The sequence below is a fragment of the Okeania sp. SIO2F4 genome, assembly GCF_010672385.1.
Classification (GTDB): Bacteria; Cyanobacteriota; Cyanobacteriia; order Cyanobacteriales; family Microcoleaceae; genus Trichodesmium.
Genome location: NZ_JAAHGT010000023.1, coordinates 1 through 20097 on the forward strand (window position 1 = coordinate 1; position 20097 = coordinate 20097).

The following is a 20097-nucleotide window of genomic DNA, read 5'->3' on the forward strand; positions in this document are numbered from 1 at the left end:
TGAACCCTCCCAACTACTTACAGTTACCTGACTACCATCACTGAGTTTCACCCCTTTTCTAGTATCCCCCGTTGCTAAGTTTTGATTCCATGTGAATAATAATCCAAAAACCTCTTTAACATAATGTTTGATAGATGCAGGAGTACGGTCGTAGGGGTCTGTCTTGTAAGCGACGATACTTTTACCGCCCTCTAACTGCACCAAAGCTAGCTGATTTTGGGATATTTTAGTCAGCCTCAGAATATTACCAAAAATCAACAAAGTTACCAATAAAGCTACAGTAGATACAGCCGTAGAATATAGTATAAAAATCGGCTGTAGATTACTGCGGTCAAATTTGCTTTCTTTAGTTGATTTAATATCTAGATGATTGTTGTTCAGCATTTTTTATTTCAACTTTGCTACTAATAAACGCAAAACACCAGGGGGAGATGTGATTAGAATATTGAACATTGACCTACCCGAACCCGCAGCTAAAGCCATAGACAATGCAGGTGCAAATACACCTATAACCATCAAGAATCCCATAGTATTCCAGCTTTCTGAATTTACTACTACTACCGCACAAACACCACAGATGATGTTGTAGCAAATCTTGGCCATCCCCACCGAAAAGAAACCCAATATCCACCCAAAATAAGGCTTTCCTCCAAAAGGCAGTAGGGATAAAGCTACAGGAAAAGGGCCGATTAAACCTACCAACAACAACGCAATTTCCAGGCAATTAGAAAAAGCCCATTGGAAAGCCAGGAGAATTGGCTGTAGCATACTTTCTACGCTCGAACCCACTATGCTGCCTAAAAAACCACCACCAAACATCAACCCTTTGTTTATACCCTCCTCCCCTCCTGCTAATTCTGCTCCCGCCGACACAGCCTTAATAGCGTTAAAGACATCTTTTAACGGGTTGGGAATCACAGAATAAGCATCTTTAAACCAACCCATAGTTTCCTCTACATGGGTAGACGCACTCTCGAAGCATTTAATTTGATTTTCTCCTACCATTCCGTAACATTGCTGGAGTTGGGCACTAAACTCTGATTTTGCCGGACCAAATATTGATGCAGCCTTTATAGCATCAAGTAATTTTACCTCCCCTACTGTAACTTCCAATATTTCATCTGACAGTGTGTGAATCACCGAACGCATTGCGTGAGTTTGCATCACCAGTAAGTTACCATTGTTGGCTAATAAAGCCCCTACCAATATCGGCCAGATTAGAGATTCTATAGGCTTGGAGAACTCCCCCTCCACAATCATCTCTTTAGCAAATTTGACCATATATACCGTAATGGAAAATGCTGCAAAAGCAGCAGCTACGTTATTGATAGCTAAATATACATTAGATTGAAAAATTTGAGTCCACTGTAGATCCCACGATTCTGCGATAGTTTGTGATGTTTCTAATCCTTTCTCTAAGATATTGGTGGCGGTAAAGCCCACCAAAATGTGATTGATTTCATACATGAATTTAAAACTGTAATTGGGTTGCTTGGAATAAATTGCTGCTGGCATTAGATAAAGTTTTAGCCCGTTCTCCCCTATTTTTTTCATCTAAAGCTTCAGACAAATCGGCACTAATTTGTAAATCGGCTGCTAATACTTGGCGCAAATTATTCAATTCCATATAAGTAAAATAGTGCAATTTCGCCATCTCGGCGAGGATATTCGTCTGATTTTTGGTGACGAAAATTTGGTTTTTCATTACGTCTTGGGTAACATCTAGGGTCTGTGCTTGCTCATTAATTGCCCCTACTTGTTCATTCAGAGACTTGATTAATTCTAAGGAGGTAGCTAGTTGAATCAAGTTGTTTTTAGTTTGTTCTTGGCTCTCTTCTCCAATCGCTGCTGCTGCTACAGCCCTTCCAATTGTCCGATTTACTTCGTGCTCGATGGACTGCTCCAAGGCGACTGCATTAGTATTGAAGCTATCGTTTTGCTGCATTGCTAATTTTGCGTCTTCATCCCCTTCTGCTTCTGTAATTTTATCTTCAATGGTTTTTTTAGCTTTATTTAGGTCGGGGATACCTAATTCTCCTTGAGTTTCTTCTAAGATGCCACCAATATCACCGCCAATATCAGGCAAGGAACCTTCTAGAATATTGCCGATTTCTGCTATTTGCTCTTGAATCATCTCCTGTAAATCTTCTAGAGGATTGGGAAAAGAAATTAAATCTTCAAAACTACCCCCATCAGGGATGAGGTCGCCAATATCTCCTATATCGGGTAGAAAATCATCTAAGTCAGGAATATTAGGGATAATATCTTCCAAGGACGGAATATCGGGAAGTTCTGGCAGTTCCAAGTCCGGAATACCTGGTAACAAAGAAGCTACAGCAGCATTAGTTGATCCGGGTATATAGCAGACACACAAATAAGATGCCGTGCAGATACAGATACCTAATTTAGTAATTTTTAAATATAGTTTGTTCATAATTTTTCTGAGTTCCTTTTTCTCACAGAATAATTAATAATTAACAATTAATAATTAATAATTGAAAAACGTAGAAAAGAGCAAGATAGCGTCTTATAAATATTTTCAGCAATTCACAATTACCAATTAATAATTGGCTCTTCTTAAAATAAGAGTATTGACTAAAACAATTTGTTTTATTTTATCACCTTAAAAGGGGGGGGTAAACCTTAATTATTGAATCAATAATTATTAAATATCACCTCTTAATTTAATTTTTAATTATTAATTAAGAGGTAAGCATCTCTTCGGGAATGCGGAGCTAACAGCCGTCAGTTATCAGCTAATGCTTGCGCGTTTAATAGAAAATCTTTATTAATTGTCTTCCTACAAAAGTTGCCTTCCTTACTCTTAAAGTCACTTCGATTTTGGATTTTAAATTGTGGATTTTAGATTTTCTCCTCCTTAAAAGAAGGGGCTTGCAGATTTTTGATTTATGATTTTAGATTATCCCCTGCTTGAAAGCCAGGGGCTTGTGTTCTTTTAATCCAAAATCGGCAATCCAAAATCCTAAATAAGAGGGTCAGTTGTTAATTTCAACACTATCCTATATAAGAGAGTCTTGTTGCTGATAGCTGATATCATGTCCGCTTAAATACTTATACTTTGGTAGAAGAAAGGCAGAGGGCACTTATGCTGGAGGCAGAAGGTTTTCTTGCAATTGTGATTTAATTCTATACACGCTCCGATGCTACCGGACATGATATGAATGCTTACTAAATGTTAATTATCTAAAGAGCGATAATTGTTAATTATTAATTGTTTATGCTGTCGCAGACATGAAAATTATTAATTATTCATAAGGGGTAATTATTGATTTTTAACTGTCAACAATTAATTATTAATTATTAATTGCTAACGTACATTCTCTAGGGAAACTTCATTCTTAATAGCAGCCGTATATTGATTAGCAAAATCTACCAAAGTTTCTAATTTTTTTTTCAGGAGGATATCTCGATAAAACTCTATCCCTAACTTTTATTGAGTGTCAATCCCCTGATTAAAATTAGGGGCAATTAATAATTATTAATTATTAATTATTAATTATTAATTGTTAACCTACATTCTCTAGGGAAACTCCATTCTTAATAGCAGCCGTATATTGATTGGCAAAATCTACCAAAGCTTCTAATTTTTTTTCAGGAGGATATCTCGATAAAACTCTATCCCTAGCTTCCTGTTCGTCGGGATTGTTCGCAACGGCAGCTATCTGCAAAGCCCCTGGATAATATCTGCAATAAGTATAAGTACCATCGATGTCCAGGAGCCAATTAGAATATAATTCCGATCTCTTAGGAAAGAAGCTTTCACTGGCATTCTTGGCAATAATATTGCGCTCATAGTATAAAAGACGGGTAAAGGATTCAATCGCATTTACCTGAATTCGGCCAATCAACCGAGTATTCATATTCTGCATAATTTGACTACCCACATGAGACTCAACAATTGTGTTAGGATCTTGCCCAGAAAGAAAAACTCGAATACCTGCTTTTGCACCATTCGCGCACAACCTAGCAATGAGCGTTGCAATTTCCTTAAATTTGAATAAAATCGGGCTTTCATCTACAAAGAATATCGATGCAGGAGAAGAAAGTGCCCGTCGCAGTGCTGCTGAATATGCACTTAAAGCCAATATTGCAGCTTCACTTTGATTGCTAAGATTGCGTAAAGCAAATACCAATAGAGATACGTCAGTAGGGAAACTAGAAGGATTTCCAATCGCCTGGCCTACCCTAGAACCTTGCCAATACTTCAACTGCAGCAATATTTGTGCCTGAGCTTCTTGTAAAGTCCCGCCACCGCCCAAAGCTTCTAAATCCACATTTTCACAAAATTTTATATAGTCTGTGAGGGTAGGAGTTTCCTTCCAAGCAGGACTACCAAACCCTCCCTCCAATGCTTTGTTATAGCGATCGACTATCGAGTCATTCTCAAAAAATTCTGTGAGGGCCTTACCGACAAGAGAACGGACTGTTTGCTCCAAAACAACTTTCCCTTCCGATTCTGGCAATACCATTGTTACTAAAGCGGACTCAAGAAATGCTCGGTAATCCTGAAACCTCTCTTGTTGTTCCTCCGGTTCTACACCCCGCAAGTCGGGGATTTCAAAGAGATTGTTACTTTCTTTGAGGATATCAAAATAAGCTTGCCCTAAAAATTTCGTGTAGTCCGTAAAAGTAGATGTGCCATCGGGCTTAGGGTAATCCAAGGCTACCACTGGAATATTAGCAGCTAAAGCTTGAGTCAACATTCCCGATACTATTACTGACTTACCCGAACGGGTGGTACCAAACACCGCAATGTTTCGGTGAGATTTAATAAAATCTATTTTTACAGGGGCACCACCTTCATCAGCAATTAACTCAAAGCCTGTTTTTGAGCCTGGTTTAGTCATAGTTATTGGAGTGAAACCTAGCGATTCATCCGTAAGTAGTAGCGATCGCCGATTGAATGGGGAAGACAGTATATTTTCCCAACAGATAGAGAAAGTTTGCAGCCAGATTTTCCAAGCATAATCTACCTCTCTGATTAATTTAGCTGGTAGTTGGAAGCAATCCGAAAGCGTTGACATAGCATCATTCAATTGGGGCAAACTAGGGCGATGTACTAGCATAGTTACTGCGACATTTAATGGTATGGCCCCTTCATATATCTTTTCTTGGGTTTGGACTGATTTTCGAGTATTCAAATTAGCGCCTACATCTATATTTTGGTGGTTTGCTGCCATTGAAACTGCCAAATTATTTTGTTTAGTCACACGCTGCATATTACTTTTTACTACTGTAGGATTAGCAGCACTAAATTGGGTAATTATTTCTATATCTTTTACTTGAGGTTTGCACAATATATCCCACAAAAATCTTAACTGATTAGCTACACCATCAAAGCCAACAGGTTTGCTAGTTAAAACTGCAACTCCTATGTAACTTTCGTTGCCTCCTCGACGCATTTTTATATAACTAGGATGACCGTCGGGGCAATTAGGTAGCCCTTTTTCTCCTTCAATAAGTTTAGAAATAGGATGTTTATTAATATTGATTTCTTCCTCTATGTCTTCCTTAGTTATTTTTATAATTTGAGGTACTGATGGGGTTTTTTGGTTGTTAAATTGATGCCAGATATAATCCCAATATTCTGAGGAGGATAAAGGTTCAATAGTTAGTCCCATCTTTATATCTAATAATTGCTCCCACCTCAAATATCCCTCATTAAAAGCTGTGAGAAAAAACTTATGTCTTTTCTTTTTGTTAAATTCCGCTCCTTCCCCCTTTTTTCCCTGTAATCCTGCCCAAAAGTTATCTGTTTGATTGGAGAGCCAAATTACTAGTTCGTCAATTAAACTTTTACTATCCCCAGTTTCTTCGGCGACACTATCCACAGTATATGTAGTAAAAATATACAGAGATTTAGGTTGTCTTAAACCAATTTTTTTCAATTCTTGTCCGCGTTTTTTCTCTCCCGCTAATAATAGTTTTAGCTGTATTAGAGGTGCTTTGTTCATTAAAGAGGTTAATTCTGTAAACCTGTCTGAATCTTCGGCAAAACTTTTGAGGTGGAAAGTTATTCTTTCTTTTTGCGGAATCTCCTTTAGCCCTGATTCTAGAGCTAGCTTTGTCGGCATAAGTTGGTCAGTTCTCAAGGTAGGATGGATGCCTACTGTTTTAAATCCAAAGACTAATTTATAGTCTGATTTTCCTTTGTTTAAGAGAGCAGCGCCTACTTTTCTACCTTTCAATTCAAACTCAACAAATCCTACCAAGTGAAACTCACTTTCAAAGGCTTTAAATACTTGAGAAGTAGTTTTGTTTTCTTCAATAAAATTGACCTTAACTTTAGTTTTTGGTTGAGTTTTTGTCTTAGTCATCTTCTAAAATCGACTTATAATTAAAATTTCCGGAAACCCATTTAGGAGTAGGATAAAATTTGCCTAAAAATTTCCAAGTTTCGCTACCTGTCAACGCCCACCAACTACCGCAACCCCAGATTGTAACTAAACCTGTAGGCATCAAGCCCAAACCTAATACTCCTTGAGTTAAGACTAAACTCACTACAGAAATAAAGCCCCAAGGTAATATTTGTTCGCTAGGAATAGGCCCCAACGAAGGTTTGCTGTCCAGTATCGGGGACACATAGATATATTTTTCTACATTATTTTCTGATGCCATTTTTTAGTAGATGTATTCAGGTGTTAGTAGGATTTTTTTTACCACCTACACCTAATATTGATTAACGTAGGCAAAACTTAAGTAAAATCCTACTAATTTGTATACTATGGTTGTGTAGAATAATTGATGAATTAAGGTTCACCACCACCACCACCACCACCGTCACCAATAATCATTCCAGATAAAACCTCACCTATACCTACTGTCACCGCTACGATTAAAGGTGTTCTTGCTACTTGCTGCCAGTCTTGATCTTGCCGAGCTGCGTTGATAATTTGAATTAAAGCGATCGCCAAATACAGCAAAATTAGAGCCCGCAAAACACCAAAAATAACAGAGATAATTTCTTCTGGGATAGACTCGCCAAATGTGTCACCGAAAAAAGTCTCTGCTGCTGAGAAGAACTGAGCATTTGCAGGGGCCATGATTGAGGTGGAAACGCCAGCACCCATAAAGAAAGGTAGTAAAGGTATCTTACGAAGCTTATCCAACTCCGGCTCAAGCCCGATCAACGCGGAACCTACTTCAGGGTATATTTTTTTTAGCTTGCGATGTAATGCTTTGAAAGCTTTTCGCGTAAATAACGAAATGGTAGATTTTACGCCAATATAGGCCAACATTGATAATGCTAATCCGGGGGAAGACATCGATATTGCAGTACCAATTACACTAACGACTCCTACACATTTTAATACTGTAAAAAAAATTCCCATAGGAGATTTGTCGCGCTTCCGTCTTCTGGAAATCGCAACTGCATTAACAGTTGTTGTATTCATTTTCTTCTCGTTTTTATGAGTGGTTTATTGTGCCTTTGAGATTACATTAACGATTTTTTTTATTAAAAGATCGGAGTTCCGTGACAGTATCGTGACAGTATCCTGACAGTTCGATGACAGCCTAAGAGTAAAAATCTGTTCTTCTTATTTTTATATAGATATAAAAGTACATCTCAATATTTTTTCCTGTGTTTAGTGATAATTGTGTAGGAGTTGATTTTTTCAAACGTTTCCACTACATTTTTGAGTAAGTAGATTTTGTTCCTATCAAACTAACTTCATATTGAGACCAAATAATTAATAATTAATAATTAAGAGTTAATAATTATTAATTCAACACCTTGGTCAAAAGCCTCCCCTTAATAATGAACAATTAATAATTGAAAAACGTATAAAAGAGGAAGATAACGTCTTATAAATATTAATGCTCCGAAGAGCGATAATTGTTAATTATTAATTGTTTCTGTTGTGGCAGACATGAAAATTATTAATTATTCAGAGGGGGTCATTATTAATTGTTAATTTCTGAAATACTATGCAGACAATGTAGTTTTATGTGAGACAAATATTGTAATATGTATGACATCTGTATTATTTTCGTCGTAACTTATGTAGAGTTTTTGTAGTATTTCAGTCGTATAAACTTGTAGGATTTATGCGACAAAATGTAGTGTTTTTTTGTGCTTTAACCAATGGTTAAAAAAAAGGAATATGAAAGGATTATGAACAGATTTCTAACCATTGGTTAGAAATTTCACCACACCAAGATATGAATTTGTCATACATTTCAGTTGGCAATATCAATTAGACATAAGCTGTCACCTTTTTGTAATTTTGTGGAGTACGTTTGTCACTTTTTTGTAATTTCTTGGAGTATATCTTTCAGCAAAAAACACAATGAACAATTAATAATTAATAATTATCACTCGTGGTCGCATTGATAATTAATCAGAGAGTTTCTGAGTAGATGTGCGCTTTTTAATTATTCATTATGAATTATGAATTATTAATGACAAAGGGGGGGAGGCAGAGTAAGCTGAATTGTTGAATGAATAATTATTGACTATCAACTCTTAATTATTAATTATTAACTATTAATTATTAATTATTTGGTCACCGTTTTGTAATTTTTTGGAGTATATACATAGAAAAAATGGTAATTTCAACAACCGCAACCGCACAGAAACCGAAAAAAAATCACATCTTGTCAATCCGTCTTTATAAAGACGACAAGAAGCGCATCTTTGAACTGGCTAAACACTATAGAATCTCAGCTTCAGAATTCCTGATCCGCGCTGCTCTTAACAAACCATTGCCTAATTCACCTCTAATCACCCCAGAAGTGAAACAAGCGATCGAAGAGTTAACTATTGAGACCTATAAAATTATGGCCAGTGCCAAAGAATTACTTTCAGCAGATGCGACTAATAGCTTATTGTCTGAGCTTCAAGATTTAGCTCACAAGTTAAATAAATTAGGTTGTTATCTATATGGGGAGAATGGGTTTAGCAATTAACAATGTTCATGTCGGCAATTAATAATTAATAATTAATAATTACTCCTTCCGAATAATTAACAATTAATAATTGAAGTAGCACTCAGCACTCAGCCAGCCTCCTAGTGCCGCTACGCGGAAGTCAGAAGTCAGAAGTATTGATTAGTAAGACTTTTAGGATTTTGTAACTGGTCAGTTATTTCCGCCATTCTGCACTAGGTCGTAACTGCGGCCTTCAGCAGTCAGCTTATTCAAGGTGTATAATGGGGGGATACTCTAGAGTTGCTGCTCCGCGTCTTATAACCCCCACGCAAATCGCACCACACGCTTTTTCGCTCCTGTTGTGGGGAACCGTTACCCTCGAATTGAAGAGCGCTCAAACTGATGGCTAGTTAACAATTATCGCTATTCGGAGCATTAATATTTATAAGACGCTATCTTGCTCTTTTATACGTTTTTCAATTATTAATTGTTCATTATTCATTATTAATTATCAAATAGCTTTCGTTGGGTAGATATGCGTACAAAATGTAGTTGTTCCGGGTCATTTAGAGCTACTTTGTCCTACGTCATGGGAAAACAACGAGCCCGACTTATCACTACTAATATCCCTGTTACATCTGTAGAAATGAAGGATAAGACTAAGGAAATCATTCAAACAATGATTTTACGAAGCAAAGGTCACAAAACGAGTAAAAATTGCTACCATATTTCCATATCGCCAACAGACCGCGACTTAGAATTAGGGATTTCTGATAGACAGTGGATAGATATATCCGAATCATTTACTCAAAAAATAGGGCTTGAAAAAAACCCCAGAGTCTGCGTTGTACATGAGGATACAGGTCGCCCTCATCTGCACCTGGTTTTTAGTCTGATAGATCGCAATTCCCGAAGGACTCACTTACACCATAACTACTACAAAAATCAAGCGGCTTTAAAAGAAGTAGAACAAGAATTTGGTCTAGAGCATACTTGGGAAAACAATTATTGGCTACACACCTCATCCCCAGAAAAAGAATATAACGATCGCTTTAACAAGTATCGTTCCCTACTTCAAAATCTAGGGGTGAATGATTTTCTAGTAGGGAAATATCGCTTACAACTAAACAATAATAGTAATATTGATATCTATGATACAAGCTCTGCCATGCCACTAATCTCAGCTAGTTTTGCTGAGGATAGATGGTTGATTGAACATAACAATAGTCGCCAGAAAGAGTTGTTAATTTTTCAACAATTGGATTTGGAAATACAGGGCTATTTCCAAAAATGCCAGTCAAATAAAAATCGCCTTAATACAAAAGAAATGGAATTATGAAGCAATCTAAAGAGTTATTAAATATATATATTGCTAGTATAGATGTAACGATATTTTATTCTGATACTTCCTACTGTTTTGATGATTGTTTAGAAGAAAATAAATATATATCTATAGATGACACATCCAAAATACTAACAAAATATACAGGCATTGATACAGTTATGTTCAATGTAGCTACAATACTTAAATTCAATGATTTACAACTACTCCCCTTAGAAGAAGCTTTAAAGTTATGGGGAATGCGATTAAAATCTAGTCAGTTAGCGTCAATATGCTTGGATATCTTGTCGGATATGTTAATTCAACTGCATAAAAATATACATTACAGTCAAGAATTATCTGCATATAAAAATCATCTTATAGAATTGGGTATAGAAAATAGCAAACTAGAAAAAGAATTAATTCATTGGCGCACATTGTTTAAGCTTCCGACAAAACAATAAACTCTTACTCTGTGACTGTGGACATCAAAAAAAACAGGAGTTTATTAAATTCAAAGTAAGCATTCAGCCGTCAGCTAACAGCAATCAGCTATTGCTTTTAGTGAGTGATAAAAGCAATATTTAATTGAGGTAGAAAAATCTTACTACAAAAGTCAGGTCCAAAGTCTATATTCATTTAAACCCTGTCCTTAAATACAGGGTATTGTTGCTGAATTTCGCAGTTACGACCCAGGAGGCAAGCTGGCTGCTAATAGCTGAATGCTTACAATTCACGCGCCGCTCATAGGCAGAGGCTTTTCTCTATCTTCTAAATGGTTTATCTTCAGGAATTATTAATTATTAATTGTTAATTGTTAATTAACTGGCAAATACATACTCACGGTTGTTCCCTTATTAACTTGTGATTGTACCTCAATACTACCTTTTAAATCATCAACTAATTTCTGTACTATAGTCATCCCCAAGCCATTTCCTGCTATATGCTCGACCCTCTGAGACCGCCAACAGCAGTCAAATATATTTTTGATTTCCTCGCTGTTCATGCCTATGCCTGTATCTTCAACTACTATTTTGATACAACCGTGCGCTCGCGTTACTGATATTATGACAAAACCTATACTTGTATATTTTAAAGAGTTGGTTAACAGATTAGTTAGAATTTTATGCAAAGCCTCTTTATCTAAGCTTAGAAGAGGTACAGATTCATCAACATTAACTTTTATACTTATTGAGTTACTATTAATATAACTGAGTTGCTCGACTACTTTATTTATCAATTCGAGCAGAGAAAACGAGTAATTGATTGGTGTTTTTTTTATATGGTACGGACGCTCAATATCAAAATCAACTACCATTTCTTCAATTCGCTGTATCGAATCGGCAATTGGTTGCCGATTCACTTTTTCACTTTCACATAAAAAACAAATACCTTTTATGACTGATATAGGTGTAAGTAACTCGTGCTTTAAAATTCGGTATTTCTGTTTGTATTCATTTTTTTTGAACTTTCCGTAAAATATTTTTGCTACCTTATACCCAAGCAACATGGATATCATATTATTGCGAATAGGGTAATATAAGGATTCTTTAGAAGATTCTTGCTCTGCATAGGCTTTTTTTTCGTGGTGGAGAGAAGTTAGCAAAGGTAGTAATAATATACCTATTACAACCCAGTCACGCAATTTGTTCTGCATAGTCTTGTTCTTCTGTCATCAAACTATCATTATAACAGTAACCATGTTGACGACTGCCTCTGATTAGATTGCTGGCTTCGGATAATTTTTTCCTAATCCTGTATATATTCGTGTTAATTATTCCCGGTGAAACACAACTGGAACCCCACAGTGAAATCAACGTTTCTTTGCTGACATACTGACCAGGATTTTTAACTAAAAACTTTAGTAATCGCAGTTCTGTTTCAGTTAAACACAGTTCTTTTGTTCTACGATCGCTCAATCTCACAATTACTTTACCAGTAAAATATATACACAAGTATTTAGTTTCTATCTCTACTAAATCATTTTGTTTGAGAGGCAACGCATCTGTATGATTCTCTCTTCTGGTAGACATTAATTTTAGCCGAACTGGTAACTCCTCATAATCAATAGGTTTACAGATATAGTCATCTATTCCCATGTAGTAGGCTTGAATCTTGCTTGAAGTAGAAGTTTCCCCTGTAATCATACAAATATAAGGATCGTATAGATGTTTTTTTTCTAAAACGGTGCGGACGTATTGGCAGATAGTATCACCATGTATGTCTGGCAACGATCGATCCAGCAAAATTAGATCGGGCTTACATCGGTTTATTAATAAGATAGCCTCCTCACCTTGTGAAACTGTGTCAACTTTCCAATTAGTTTTAGTTTCCAATATGCTTTTTAAAATAGCCAACAAACGAGGATTATCTTCAATAATCAAAACTCTACGGACTGTCATTTCAGTTATCAGTTATCAGTTATCAGTTAGGGGAGGCGCATACCCACAATTTTTCGGTCGTACTTTCCTGTTAAATCTATGGTTAACTTTGCCAATTATTACTGACAAATATATACACAAAACTCAACTACTTAAGTATGGTTTGCGCTCAAAAGTATTATGGGTAAGGGTAGGAGTCAGGAATCAGGAGCAAGAATCTTGTACTTTTTAAAGACCATTACAGGCACTTACCTTCATCTGTCAATCCTTTTAGATTTAATCAGCAAGCCCTAAGTAGAACCAGCAAAAACCTGGCGTTGCATAGAGTGTGGGATGAATTAGTGTCGGGAGTGTTATAAGTGTTGGAAGGAGAGGGAGGTGTAGGGAGTGTGGGAGAAATAGGGAGTGTGGGGAGTGTGGGAAGAGGGGAAAAGTGTAGGAAAAAATATATATTCTCACAATTACGGCTGCAGGACAACCAGTGTGAGATGAATTATAGTTTTAGAGACACAAAAAGTTAAAGATGGAATTTACCTTTCCTGAAAAAATTAATCCCTTGCTTCAGCAAGGCCAAAACCTAATTAGCCTGTAACATGATGTGTGCCAACTTTCTAGTTAATCTGAACCAAAATTTGGCTGGTTTACACCAATTAACACGGTTGGTCTTTGTCCACCTACTCGCTCTTCAAATGTATTATTTTCGATCCTGTAATTGCGATAAAATAATCAGGCTAATTACTTTATAGAAATTTACAGACGAATATCCTTATAATATTTATACATATTTATTTCTAAGTTGGTGTGGGATTAACTTTTTTTTTAGAATTAATTCGAGATCATAAGGTTGTTGTATACAATTGTCAAGAGCAAGATGGGACATTGTACTAAATCGCGTCCTATATAAATTCAATATATTCGTTATAAATACTTCTAATATAGCAATCCGCGCTTATGTTGCGGGTAATCAAAAAGTAGATAAAAAAACTGAAACTCCCGCAATAGTGCCTGTTGCCTAAAAGCGGTTAGATTTTTATACACAAATATACAGGGGATGATTGCTATAGACGAAAGATATATGACTTGTACCCAAAAAAAGATTTTCACTCTTAGGTTGTCATCGAACTGTCACGATACTGTCACGATACTGTCATGGAAACCCAATCTTTTGTCTATATTTTTAGCTAGCATACTCTTGTACTATACAAAAGTATGCTAGCAATAATGACTACAAATCAAGATAGCCAAGAATCTCAGGTCAAAAATCCAGGCAGCGTACAAAACCCAAAATCCCAACAATTAAATCCAGTCGTAGTCGCTGCCGACTTTGGTGGTATAGGTACCAAGGCTTTTGCTTCCTATATCGAAAAAGAGCACACCATAACTTTACCTTTATTTATGGGTTCTGAGGTTGCAGTGGTTAATCGCGACTCAATAGAATTATTGCAAAAAGAGAATGGCTTAAGTCTTTCTGAACCTGAACATAGGGCATGGTGTAGCGTTCAGAACTCAAGCTATAAAGTCATCGGTAGTTTAGCTGAAAAATTTCATGGTTTTACTTTACTGCAACCTGCTAAATATGAATTAGCAGTTTTTAAAACCTTGGCTCTTTTGTGGGTAATTAAAGAGAAATTAAATTTGCCTACTCATTTTGATATCAAGTTAGGATTACTGATTCCTCCTGGTGAATATAACGATCGATTTGAGTTACAAAATTTATTAATAGAGGCTGGCAAAAGCTTCGATACTCCCTCTGGGAAAATGTCTGTAAATATTTTAGATTTTGACTGCAAACCGGAAAGTGGTGGAATTATACTCTACCTTAAAAAAAATTCCAAATATCAGTTTGAAGAGCGAAATATATCTGTAGTTATGATCGGTTACAGAAATGCTAGCTTGATCTGTTTGAAGCGAGGGCAAATTGTTAAAAAAATATCTTCTCAATTAGGAATGCACTATATGATTCAAAGATTTGCGGAGTTTACTGGTAAGAACAATCCTTCATCAGAATTAGTGCCAATAGTTGTAAATTTTCAACATAATTCAGAGTCAGACGACTCTTATTTATGCAGACTAATTAACACCACTTTTATCAATAATAAAGATTACCAATTTTCTCGACTCAAGCAAGGCATTACTAATTCTAGAAACGAATATCTTCAAGTGTTAAAAATTTGGCTCTTAGAGCATTTGCCATTAGATACCGATCTAATAGTATATTGTGGAGGTACAGCTGAATATTTAAGGGGAGATTTAAGTAATCTCAAGAGTACACCTAATATAAATGTATGTTTTTTTGACTCCATAAAAGTTCCTTTGAGCTTAGATATACACTCGCTAAAAGAGCGGATATACGACCTCTATTGTTACTTCAAATTTATGATAGATACTTTTAAAAGTTGATTTTTATGTAGGCATTCAGCCGTCAGCTTGCCTCTTACAGAGGAGCTAACGCTTTTCATGTCGCGTTTGCGTTAGCATTCCGTAGGAAAGCGAAACAGCTAGCCTCCTGGGTCGTAACTACGTTAACAGCTAAAGAAAAAAAAGAAGTAATAAAAGGAGGAAATATTGAAAAAAAGGGAAAAATGATAATGCTAGATATAGCTGTATTAAATGAATTATAGCAGCTCTTTTTAAGCATCTCTAATCACAAGATAAATTTATAGCATTCTTTTTTCATGCTTGGTACAAAGGTGTGCTTTTATTGCGCTCGAGCTGACAGCTAATAGCTGAATGCTTACATTTTTATAGACTAGAAAACTGTATGAATAGTAATAACGACAAGTATTTCTGTATCTACATAAAATGTAGAAATATAGGTGTAAATAAAAAAATATTTAGTTACTTAAAAGAGCAAGATACACCGTTCAATAAGCTTGTACTAGATTCTCTAAAACTGCTTTGGTTGCCTTATGTTTTAGCTTCTATCGGCTCTCCAGAAAAAGCTATCGGGAAAGAGATTGAAGTGTCTTATGAAAAAGTCAGACAACATTTTAATTTGATGTGCTTAGAACTCAATCATAACATGAGGCGAGAAGAGCCAATTTTAGTTACTAACCAAACACAAGTAGTCAGTAATAACGCAACGAGTATTGAGGAGGAAGAGGATAATTCAGAGTTTGAAGTTAGGATTTTTGACAAGACTGACAATATAGAATTTTAACCAATAAGGAGTTTCAGAAATTAATAATTTTCACGTCTGCGACAGCAGAAACAATTAATAATTACTTCTTCTTAAAAAAAGAGGATTGACTAAAAGTATTTTTTTTTGATTGTATCTCCTTAAAAAGGGAGGATTTTAAGGGTGATTTTTTGAATAAATAATTATTAACTATCACCTCTTAATTATTCATCATTAATTATTCATTATTCATTATTCGGTAAATTGCTATGAATTATATACATTTGATTGATGGAGAGAAAGGTGGAGTTGGAAAATCTGTTGTTGCTCAATCTATATTTTACTATTGCCTAAAAATCTTGAGATTAGCAGGAATAAAATCAGAACCACAACCTTTAACATTAGAAGAGGTTAACAATATATTGCAGAGTGAAAGTCAAATACCTAACCCTAGCTCGGATGATGAAACGGAAGTAGGGAAATACCCACATATTCCATTAGTTTTAATAGATGCTGACCGCACTAATGCTGACGTAGAAAAAGTTTACGAAAAAAAATTCAGGAGTTTAATTACAAAAGGCTTTTTTTCGGAGAATGCTAAAAGCGAAGAGGAAAAAATTGCAGCTCACGCAATTTTTGAAGCTGCTATTGGTAAAACGGTGGTTGTCAACGTACCTTCTGCTGCTAAACGTGCTATAGATTCGTGGTTTTCGGTTAATGATTTATTTGAATTAGCCGAACTTCAAGAAGAACCTATTAAATTTGTTAAGTGGTTTGTGAGTAACGGACTCAAGGATAGCTTGGAGCTTTACAAAGATTCTGTTAATAAATATTCTCGGGAAAATCCTGGTAAGATGACCCATATTCTTGTTAAAAATAATTTCTTTTGTGATGATTGGAAATTACTAGATAATCAAGATTATTCCGAAGTTATAACTAAAGACTTCACTATGGAATTTCCGGCTTTAGATGAGATGTATTCTATTCATATTCGGGATGAGAAATTAGATTATGATGATGCTATTTCAGGTCAAGGCTTTTTCCGAAATAAAGTAATAGCTCGTCATGCTGTGTTCAAATTCACCAAAAAGGTTTCAGAAGGTTTTGCAAAGTACATTGACACTCCACAGACTAAAGTCCCGTGGATTCTTCAGAGGAGCTGTAAATCGGGTTAAAACCACGATTTCCACATTGCTCGAAACAACCACATTGCCATTACCGTACCGTAGTACGTATACAGCAGCAGTCCACTAGGCGGTGTCAATTGCCACTACTCTCTCCGGCCAAAAGGCCATTGAGGCTACTTTTTAAGTTTCTAGTTAATTATAACACATTTTTTTGACCACGGATTAAAATCCGTCGAGTCGTTTCCATCCACCGCTTAAAAGACGGTGGTTTCCCACTTACCGAATTTTGATGATGATACTATTTTTAAATCTCTTTGTACCAAAGGCTCAATATTATCCGCATATTCAGGAGCCTTTCCTGATACTGTTGCTGAAACAAAACCCGATGAAAATAATAAATTTGACACTGAAGTTGTAGAGGCTTCTAAAAACAGTAATAAATTTCACACTGAAACTGCAGAGGCTTCAGACTCAAGCAAAAGTAATTTATCCCAAAAGGAGGTAGGTAGTGAAAAAACTAATGCCAGAACTACCACTAAATCTAAAACAACCCGTAAATAACAATAAACCAGGCATCATACCAGAACAGTCTAGTGTAGAGAAAGATGTCGAAAACATACCAGGCTCTTCTGGTGCCGAGAGTGCGAATATAGAAACACCTATAGACACCAATATCCACGACCCTCACTCATTCGATAATTTCCAACCTAAAAAGCTGCTAGACCAATTACTTGAGGGAAAGCCTGATGCTTACAAAGCAAAACTAGAAGCGTTAGTGCGGACAACAGGTGTTACTGTAGACGATCCTATATTTCTGATCTTAGTAGCTTCAGGAAGACTAGAATTATTATTGGATGAAGCTCCCCAAACTTTAGGGGATATTTTTCAGCTTTGGTCTTTAGAGTTATCGACTTGGCTCGACAAATTAAAAGTAAGTATGGAATTGGCGCAGAAAACTTCTGTATTAGAGCAGCAAGCTGCGATCGCGTCTGCTGTTGCTAATTCCATTAAAACTGCCAAAGATGAATCAAGCAAGAATTTTCTCCACGCTGTCCCCTGGGCAGGTATTACAATTGGAGGCTGTATGCTAGCTAGCTTATCCGTAGGCTTTTTAAGTGGCTTGACAGTACCTCCTTATATGCAGGGAGGTATAGCCCCTGGTAGTCCGATGAAGCTAACTCGCGCCCAGGCAAATGCTCTCGACTGGGCTATGAGTTCAGATGGAAAAAAAGCAAAGCAAATATTTGAATGGAACCGGGATTATATCAATTCTGGTCAATGTTTGGAGGATGCCAGAAAACTTAAGATAGAAATGAGTTACAACAACCGACCTGCTAAAGATGGGTTCTGTACTCTCTGGATCAAGCCTCCTCAAAAACGGGGGACTACTAATTAATTAATAATTAATAGTTAATAATTAATAGTTAATAATTAATAGTTAATATAGCGGATTCCAGGTTTATGAAGTACAGTAGCACTTGGCTTTTTAAATAGTTTTTAACTATGGAATTAAGTTTTTATTCAAAATTTGCACCAATCTACTAGAATCACTGTACCACACTTACATATAATAGGCTGTAATTAATAATTAATAGTTAAAAGTTTAGGTGGATAGTCTCTTTTTTAAAGGGGAATAAAACTCTATTTTTTTTCTTTTCATCAATCCCCTTATTTCAATAAAGCATGCCTATTAATTTTTAATTATTTACGATCACTATAAAATAGCAAAAAAGGAGGAATTTATGATAGGAATTTCCACCATGTTTCCAGTTGAAATACACCTCGAACAGAGCAACAACAAAGAGTATTTGATTAAAGAAATTTGTCATCAAATATTTACACAAGCTTTTTCTGAATATTCTTGCCCTCCTATAATAACAACAGAATCTCTAATACAAGAAGTAGTCCGGATGACAGGACTATTAAAGTTGCCGAAAATCTGCTTAATACTAGAAAAAGAGCGAGCTAGTACCGCGTTAATTCAATTAGCTTTACGACTACAAGAACACTTCTCCATTGTTTGGGCACCAGAAACAGGGATGACATTAAGTGGCTTCCCTGATAATCAAGAGAATTACAAACAAGTTGTTAAGGCTTGGCTACAAAAGCTATAAAAAGCTGTTTGATATTGCTTAAGCAAGACTTGTATTTTTACAGGACAATTAACAATTCATAATTAACAATTAATAATTAATCATTACCCCTTCTAAATAATTAACAATTAATAATTAATCATTATCACTCGTGGTCGCATTGATAATTAATCAGAGAGTTTATGAGTAGATGTGCCCTTTAAAATTATTAATTATTAATGACAAAGGGGGGAGGCAGAGTAAGCTGAATTGTTGAATGAATAATTATTGAATATTAAATCCTAATTATTAATTATTAATTATTAATTATTTGGTAAGCATTCAGCTATTAAGTAGAGCCAGCGAAAAAAAAGACGTTTGATATTTAGTAACCCACATTCCTCAAAAGTCTTATATATTCAGTTATTAAGCAATCATATAAATGTATGACGAAGAAAAATTTGATAGCAATTGCCATAATATTCTGTGCTGTAATAATATATGGCTTGAATATTTACCTTACCTCTAACTCTAATAGCAGTAAAGATATTACAAAACCTCAATACTTGCCTATTACAGCAGAAATTAATATTAATGGTTCTAGAATAGGTCTCGAAGTTGCGGATACACCTAAAAAGAGGCAAACGGGTTTGATGTTTAGGTCATCTTTACCAAGCGATCGCGGGATGCTATTTATATTTGAACCTCCTGAAAGAGTTAGGTTTTGGATGAAAAACTGCTCTTATTATCTTGATATTATTTTTATTAAAGAAGGAGTAGTGCAAAGTTTGGTTGAAAATGCACCACCCTGTAATTTAGGCCAATGCCCGGTTTACGATTCTATTGTCGTCGTCGATCGCGTTATCGAGTTGAAGGGCGGACGCATAGGTGAATTAGGATTAGAGGTCGGAGAGCGATTAGAATGAACGCCATTTTCATGGCATTAACTTCAGCAATGAACAATGTTCATGTCGGCGACAGCCGATACAATTAATAATTAATAATTATCACTCTTGGTCGCATTGATAATTAATCAGAGAGTTTCTGAGTAGATGTACGCTTTTTAATTATTCATTATTAATTACAAAGGGGGGAGGCTTTCAACCTGAATTAAGGTTAGCTGATGATGTCCGCTTTTACCCAGACTTTTAATTCTCGCTCTACCTCAATCCTAATTCTTCCTCCA

Annotated in this window: 19 protein-coding genes; 11 read left to right on the top strand and 8 right to left on the bottom strand. The window is 35.8% G+C overall.

Annotated elements, in window-relative coordinates; all coding sequences use genetic code 11:
* The 6 genes from F6K22_RS02480 to F6K22_RS02505 all read right to left on the bottom strand — a co-directional run.
* A partial coding sequence (locus F6K22_RS02480; protein WP_293092888.1) for a hypothetical protein occupies window positions 1-384 on the bottom strand: 384 nt, incomplete at its 3' end.
* 3 nt (window positions 385-387) lie between these two features.
* Entirely contained in the window at window positions 388-1467 is a 1080-nt protein-coding gene (locus F6K22_RS02485) for a hypothetical protein (RefSeq protein ID WP_293092890.1), read from the bottom strand.
* Between the two features lie 4 nt (window positions 1468-1471).
* The gene (locus F6K22_RS02490; protein ID WP_293092892.1) at window positions 1472-2434 is read right to left on the bottom strand and encodes a hypothetical protein; all 963 of its coding nucleotides are present in this window, start codon (window positions 2432-2434) and stop codon (window positions 1472-1474) included.
* Between the two features lie 1093 nt (window positions 2435-3527).
* The gene (locus F6K22_RS02495; RefSeq protein WP_293092894.1) at window positions 3528-6338 is read right to left on the bottom strand and encodes a hypothetical protein; all 2811 of its coding nucleotides are present in this window, start codon (window positions 6336-6338) and stop codon (window positions 3528-3530) included.
* Window positions 6331-6639, bottom strand: coding sequence for a hypothetical protein (locus F6K22_RS02500; RefSeq protein ID WP_293092896.1), 309 nt, complete (start codon window positions 6637-6639; stop codon window positions 6331-6333). The genes F6K22_RS02495 and F6K22_RS02500 overlap by 8 nt, the downstream gene beginning before the upstream one ends.
* Before the next feature lie 131 nt (window positions 6640-6770).
* Window positions 6771-7415, bottom strand: a complete 645-nt coding sequence (locus tag F6K22_RS02505) for a hypothetical protein (RefSeq protein WP_293092898.1) — start codon at window positions 7413-7415, stop codon at window positions 6771-6773.
* Window positions 7416-8568: 1153 nt separating this feature from the next.
* Between F6K22_RS02505 and F6K22_RS02510 the strand changes: the two genes are divergently transcribed.
* From F6K22_RS02510 to F6K22_RS02520, 3 genes are all read left to right on the top strand, one after another.
* The gene (locus F6K22_RS02510) at window positions 8569-8931 is read left to right on the top strand and encodes a plasmid mobilization protein (protein ID WP_293092900.1); all 363 of its coding nucleotides are present in this window, start codon (window positions 8569-8571) and stop codon (window positions 8929-8931) included.
* A 550-nt stretch (window positions 8932-9481) separates the two neighbouring features.
* Window positions 9482-10231 carry a relaxase/mobilization nuclease domain-containing protein gene (locus tag F6K22_RS02515; protein WP_363272698.1) on the top strand — a complete coding sequence of 250 codons (750 nt, stop codon included), beginning with the start codon at window positions 9482-9484 and terminating at the stop codon, window positions 10229-10231.
* Window positions 10228-10677 carry a hypothetical protein gene (locus tag F6K22_RS02520; protein WP_293092904.1) on the top strand — a complete coding sequence of 150 codons (450 nt, stop codon included), beginning with the start codon at window positions 10228-10230 and terminating at the stop codon, window positions 10675-10677. The genes F6K22_RS02515 and F6K22_RS02520 overlap by 4 nt, the downstream gene beginning before the upstream one ends.
* Before the next feature lie 353 nt (window positions 10678-11030).
* On the opposite strand, the gene F6K22_RS02525 is transcribed toward F6K22_RS02520, so the two are convergent.
* A complete protein-coding gene (locus F6K22_RS02525; RefSeq protein ID WP_293092906.1) occupies window positions 11031-11858 on the bottom strand; it encodes a sensor histidine kinase in 828 nt (275 codons plus the stop codon).
* The gene (locus F6K22_RS02530) at window positions 11851-12615 is read right to left on the bottom strand and encodes a response regulator transcription factor (protein WP_293092908.1); all 765 of its coding nucleotides are present in this window, start codon (window positions 12613-12615) and stop codon (window positions 11851-11853) included. The genes F6K22_RS02525 and F6K22_RS02530 overlap by 8 nt, the downstream gene beginning before the upstream one ends.
* Window positions 12616-12703: 88 nt before the next feature.
* On the opposite strand from F6K22_RS02530, the gene F6K22_RS02535 reads away from it, so the two are divergent.
* The 8 genes from F6K22_RS02535 to F6K22_RS02570 all read left to right on the top strand — a co-directional run bounded on the left by F6K22_RS02535 (window position 12704) and on the right by F6K22_RS02570 (window position 19837).
* Window positions 12704-12826, top strand: coding sequence for a hypothetical protein (locus F6K22_RS02535; RefSeq protein ID WP_293092910.1), 123 nt, complete (start codon window positions 12704-12706; stop codon window positions 12824-12826).
* A 989-nt stretch (window positions 12827-13815) separates the two neighbouring features.
* A complete protein-coding gene (locus F6K22_RS02540; protein WP_293092912.1) occupies window positions 13816-14994 on the top strand; it encodes a ParM/StbA family protein in 1179 nt (392 codons plus the stop codon).
* A 361-nt stretch (window positions 14995-15355) separates the two neighbouring features.
* Window positions 15356-15754 carry a hypothetical protein gene (locus F6K22_RS02545; protein WP_293092914.1) on the top strand — a complete coding sequence of 133 codons (399 nt, stop codon included), beginning with the start codon at window positions 15356-15358 and terminating at the stop codon, window positions 15752-15754.
* Window positions 15755-15981: 227 nt separating this feature from the next.
* Entirely contained in the window at window positions 15982-16887 is a 906-nt protein-coding gene (locus F6K22_RS02550) for a hypothetical protein (protein WP_293092916.1), read from the top strand.
* Between the two features lie 216 nt (window positions 16888-17103).
* Complete coding sequence (locus tag F6K22_RS02555) at window positions 17104-17400, top strand: hypothetical protein (RefSeq protein ID WP_293092918.1); 297 nt, start codon at window positions 17104-17106, stop codon at window positions 17398-17400.
* Window positions 17360-18235: a DUF6753 family protein gene (locus tag F6K22_RS02560; protein ID WP_293092920.1), complete on the top strand. Its 876-nt coding sequence runs from the start codon at window positions 17360-17362 to the stop codon at window positions 18233-18235. Before F6K22_RS02555 ends, F6K22_RS02560 begins: the two co-directional genes overlap by 41 nt.
* A gap of 346 nt (window positions 18236-18581) precedes the next feature.
* Entirely contained in the window at window positions 18582-18953 is a 372-nt protein-coding gene (locus tag F6K22_RS02565; RefSeq protein WP_293092922.1) for an NACHT C-terminal alpha/beta 1 domain-containing protein, read from the top strand.
* A 404-nt stretch (window positions 18954-19357) separates the two neighbouring features.
* The gene (locus F6K22_RS02570) at window positions 19358-19837 is read left to right on the top strand and encodes a DUF192 domain-containing protein (RefSeq protein ID WP_293092924.1); all 480 of its coding nucleotides are present in this window, start codon (window positions 19358-19360) and stop codon (window positions 19835-19837) included.
* Window positions 19838-20097: the final 260 nt, after the last annotated feature.

Bases quoted from the DNA above. Each gene is read 5' to 3' on its own strand.
- F6K22_RS02485 (WP_293092890.1), bottom strand. From the start codon at position 1,467: ATGTATGAAATCAATCACATTTTGGTGGGCTTTACCGCCACCAATATC.
- F6K22_RS02490 (WP_293092892.1), bottom strand. From the start codon at position 2,434: ATGAACAAACTATATTTAAAAATTACTAAATTAGGTATCTGTATCTGC.
- F6K22_RS02495 (WP_293092894.1), bottom strand. From the start codon at position 6,338: ATGACTAAGACAAAAACTCAACCAAAAACTAAAGTTAAGGTCAATTTT.
- F6K22_RS02500 (WP_293092896.1), bottom strand. From the start codon at position 6,639: ATGGCATCAGAAAATAATGTAGAAAAATATATCTATGTGTCCCCGATA.
- F6K22_RS02505 (WP_293092898.1), bottom strand. From the start codon at position 7,415: ATGAATACAACAACTGTTAATGCAGTTGCGATTTCCAGAAGACGGAAG.
- F6K22_RS02510 (WP_293092900.1), top strand. From the start codon at position 8,569: ATGGTAATTTCAACAACCGCAACCGCACAGAAACCGAAAAAAAATCAC.
- F6K22_RS02515 (WP_363272698.1), top strand. From the start codon at position 9,482: ATGGGAAAACAACGAGCCCGACTTATCACTACTAATATCCCTGTTACA.
- F6K22_RS02520 (WP_293092904.1), top strand. From the start codon at position 10,228: ATGAAGCAATCTAAAGAGTTATTAAATATATATATTGCTAGTATAGAT.
- F6K22_RS02530 (WP_293092908.1), bottom strand. From the start codon at position 12,615: ATGACAGTCCGTAGAGTTTTGATTATTGAAGATAATCCTCGTTTGTTG.
- F6K22_RS02540 (WP_293092912.1), top strand. From the start codon at position 13,816: ATGACTACAAATCAAGATAGCCAAGAATCTCAGGTCAAAAATCCAGGC.
- F6K22_RS02545 (WP_293092914.1), top strand. From the start codon at position 15,356: ATGAATAGTAATAACGACAAGTATTTCTGTATCTACATAAAATGTAGA.
- F6K22_RS02550 (WP_293092916.1), top strand. From the start codon at position 15,982: ATGAATTATATACATTTGATTGATGGAGAGAAAGGTGGAGTTGGAAAA.
- F6K22_RS02560 (WP_293092920.1), top strand. From the start codon at position 17,360: ATGCCAGAACTACCACTAAATCTAAAACAACCCGTAAATAACAATAAA.
- F6K22_RS02565 (WP_293092922.1), top strand. From the start codon at position 18,582: ATGATAGGAATTTCCACCATGTTTCCAGTTGAAATACACCTCGAACAG.
- F6K22_RS02570 (WP_293092924.1), top strand. From the start codon at position 19,358: ATGACGAAGAAAAATTTGATAGCAATTGCCATAATATTCTGTGCTGTA.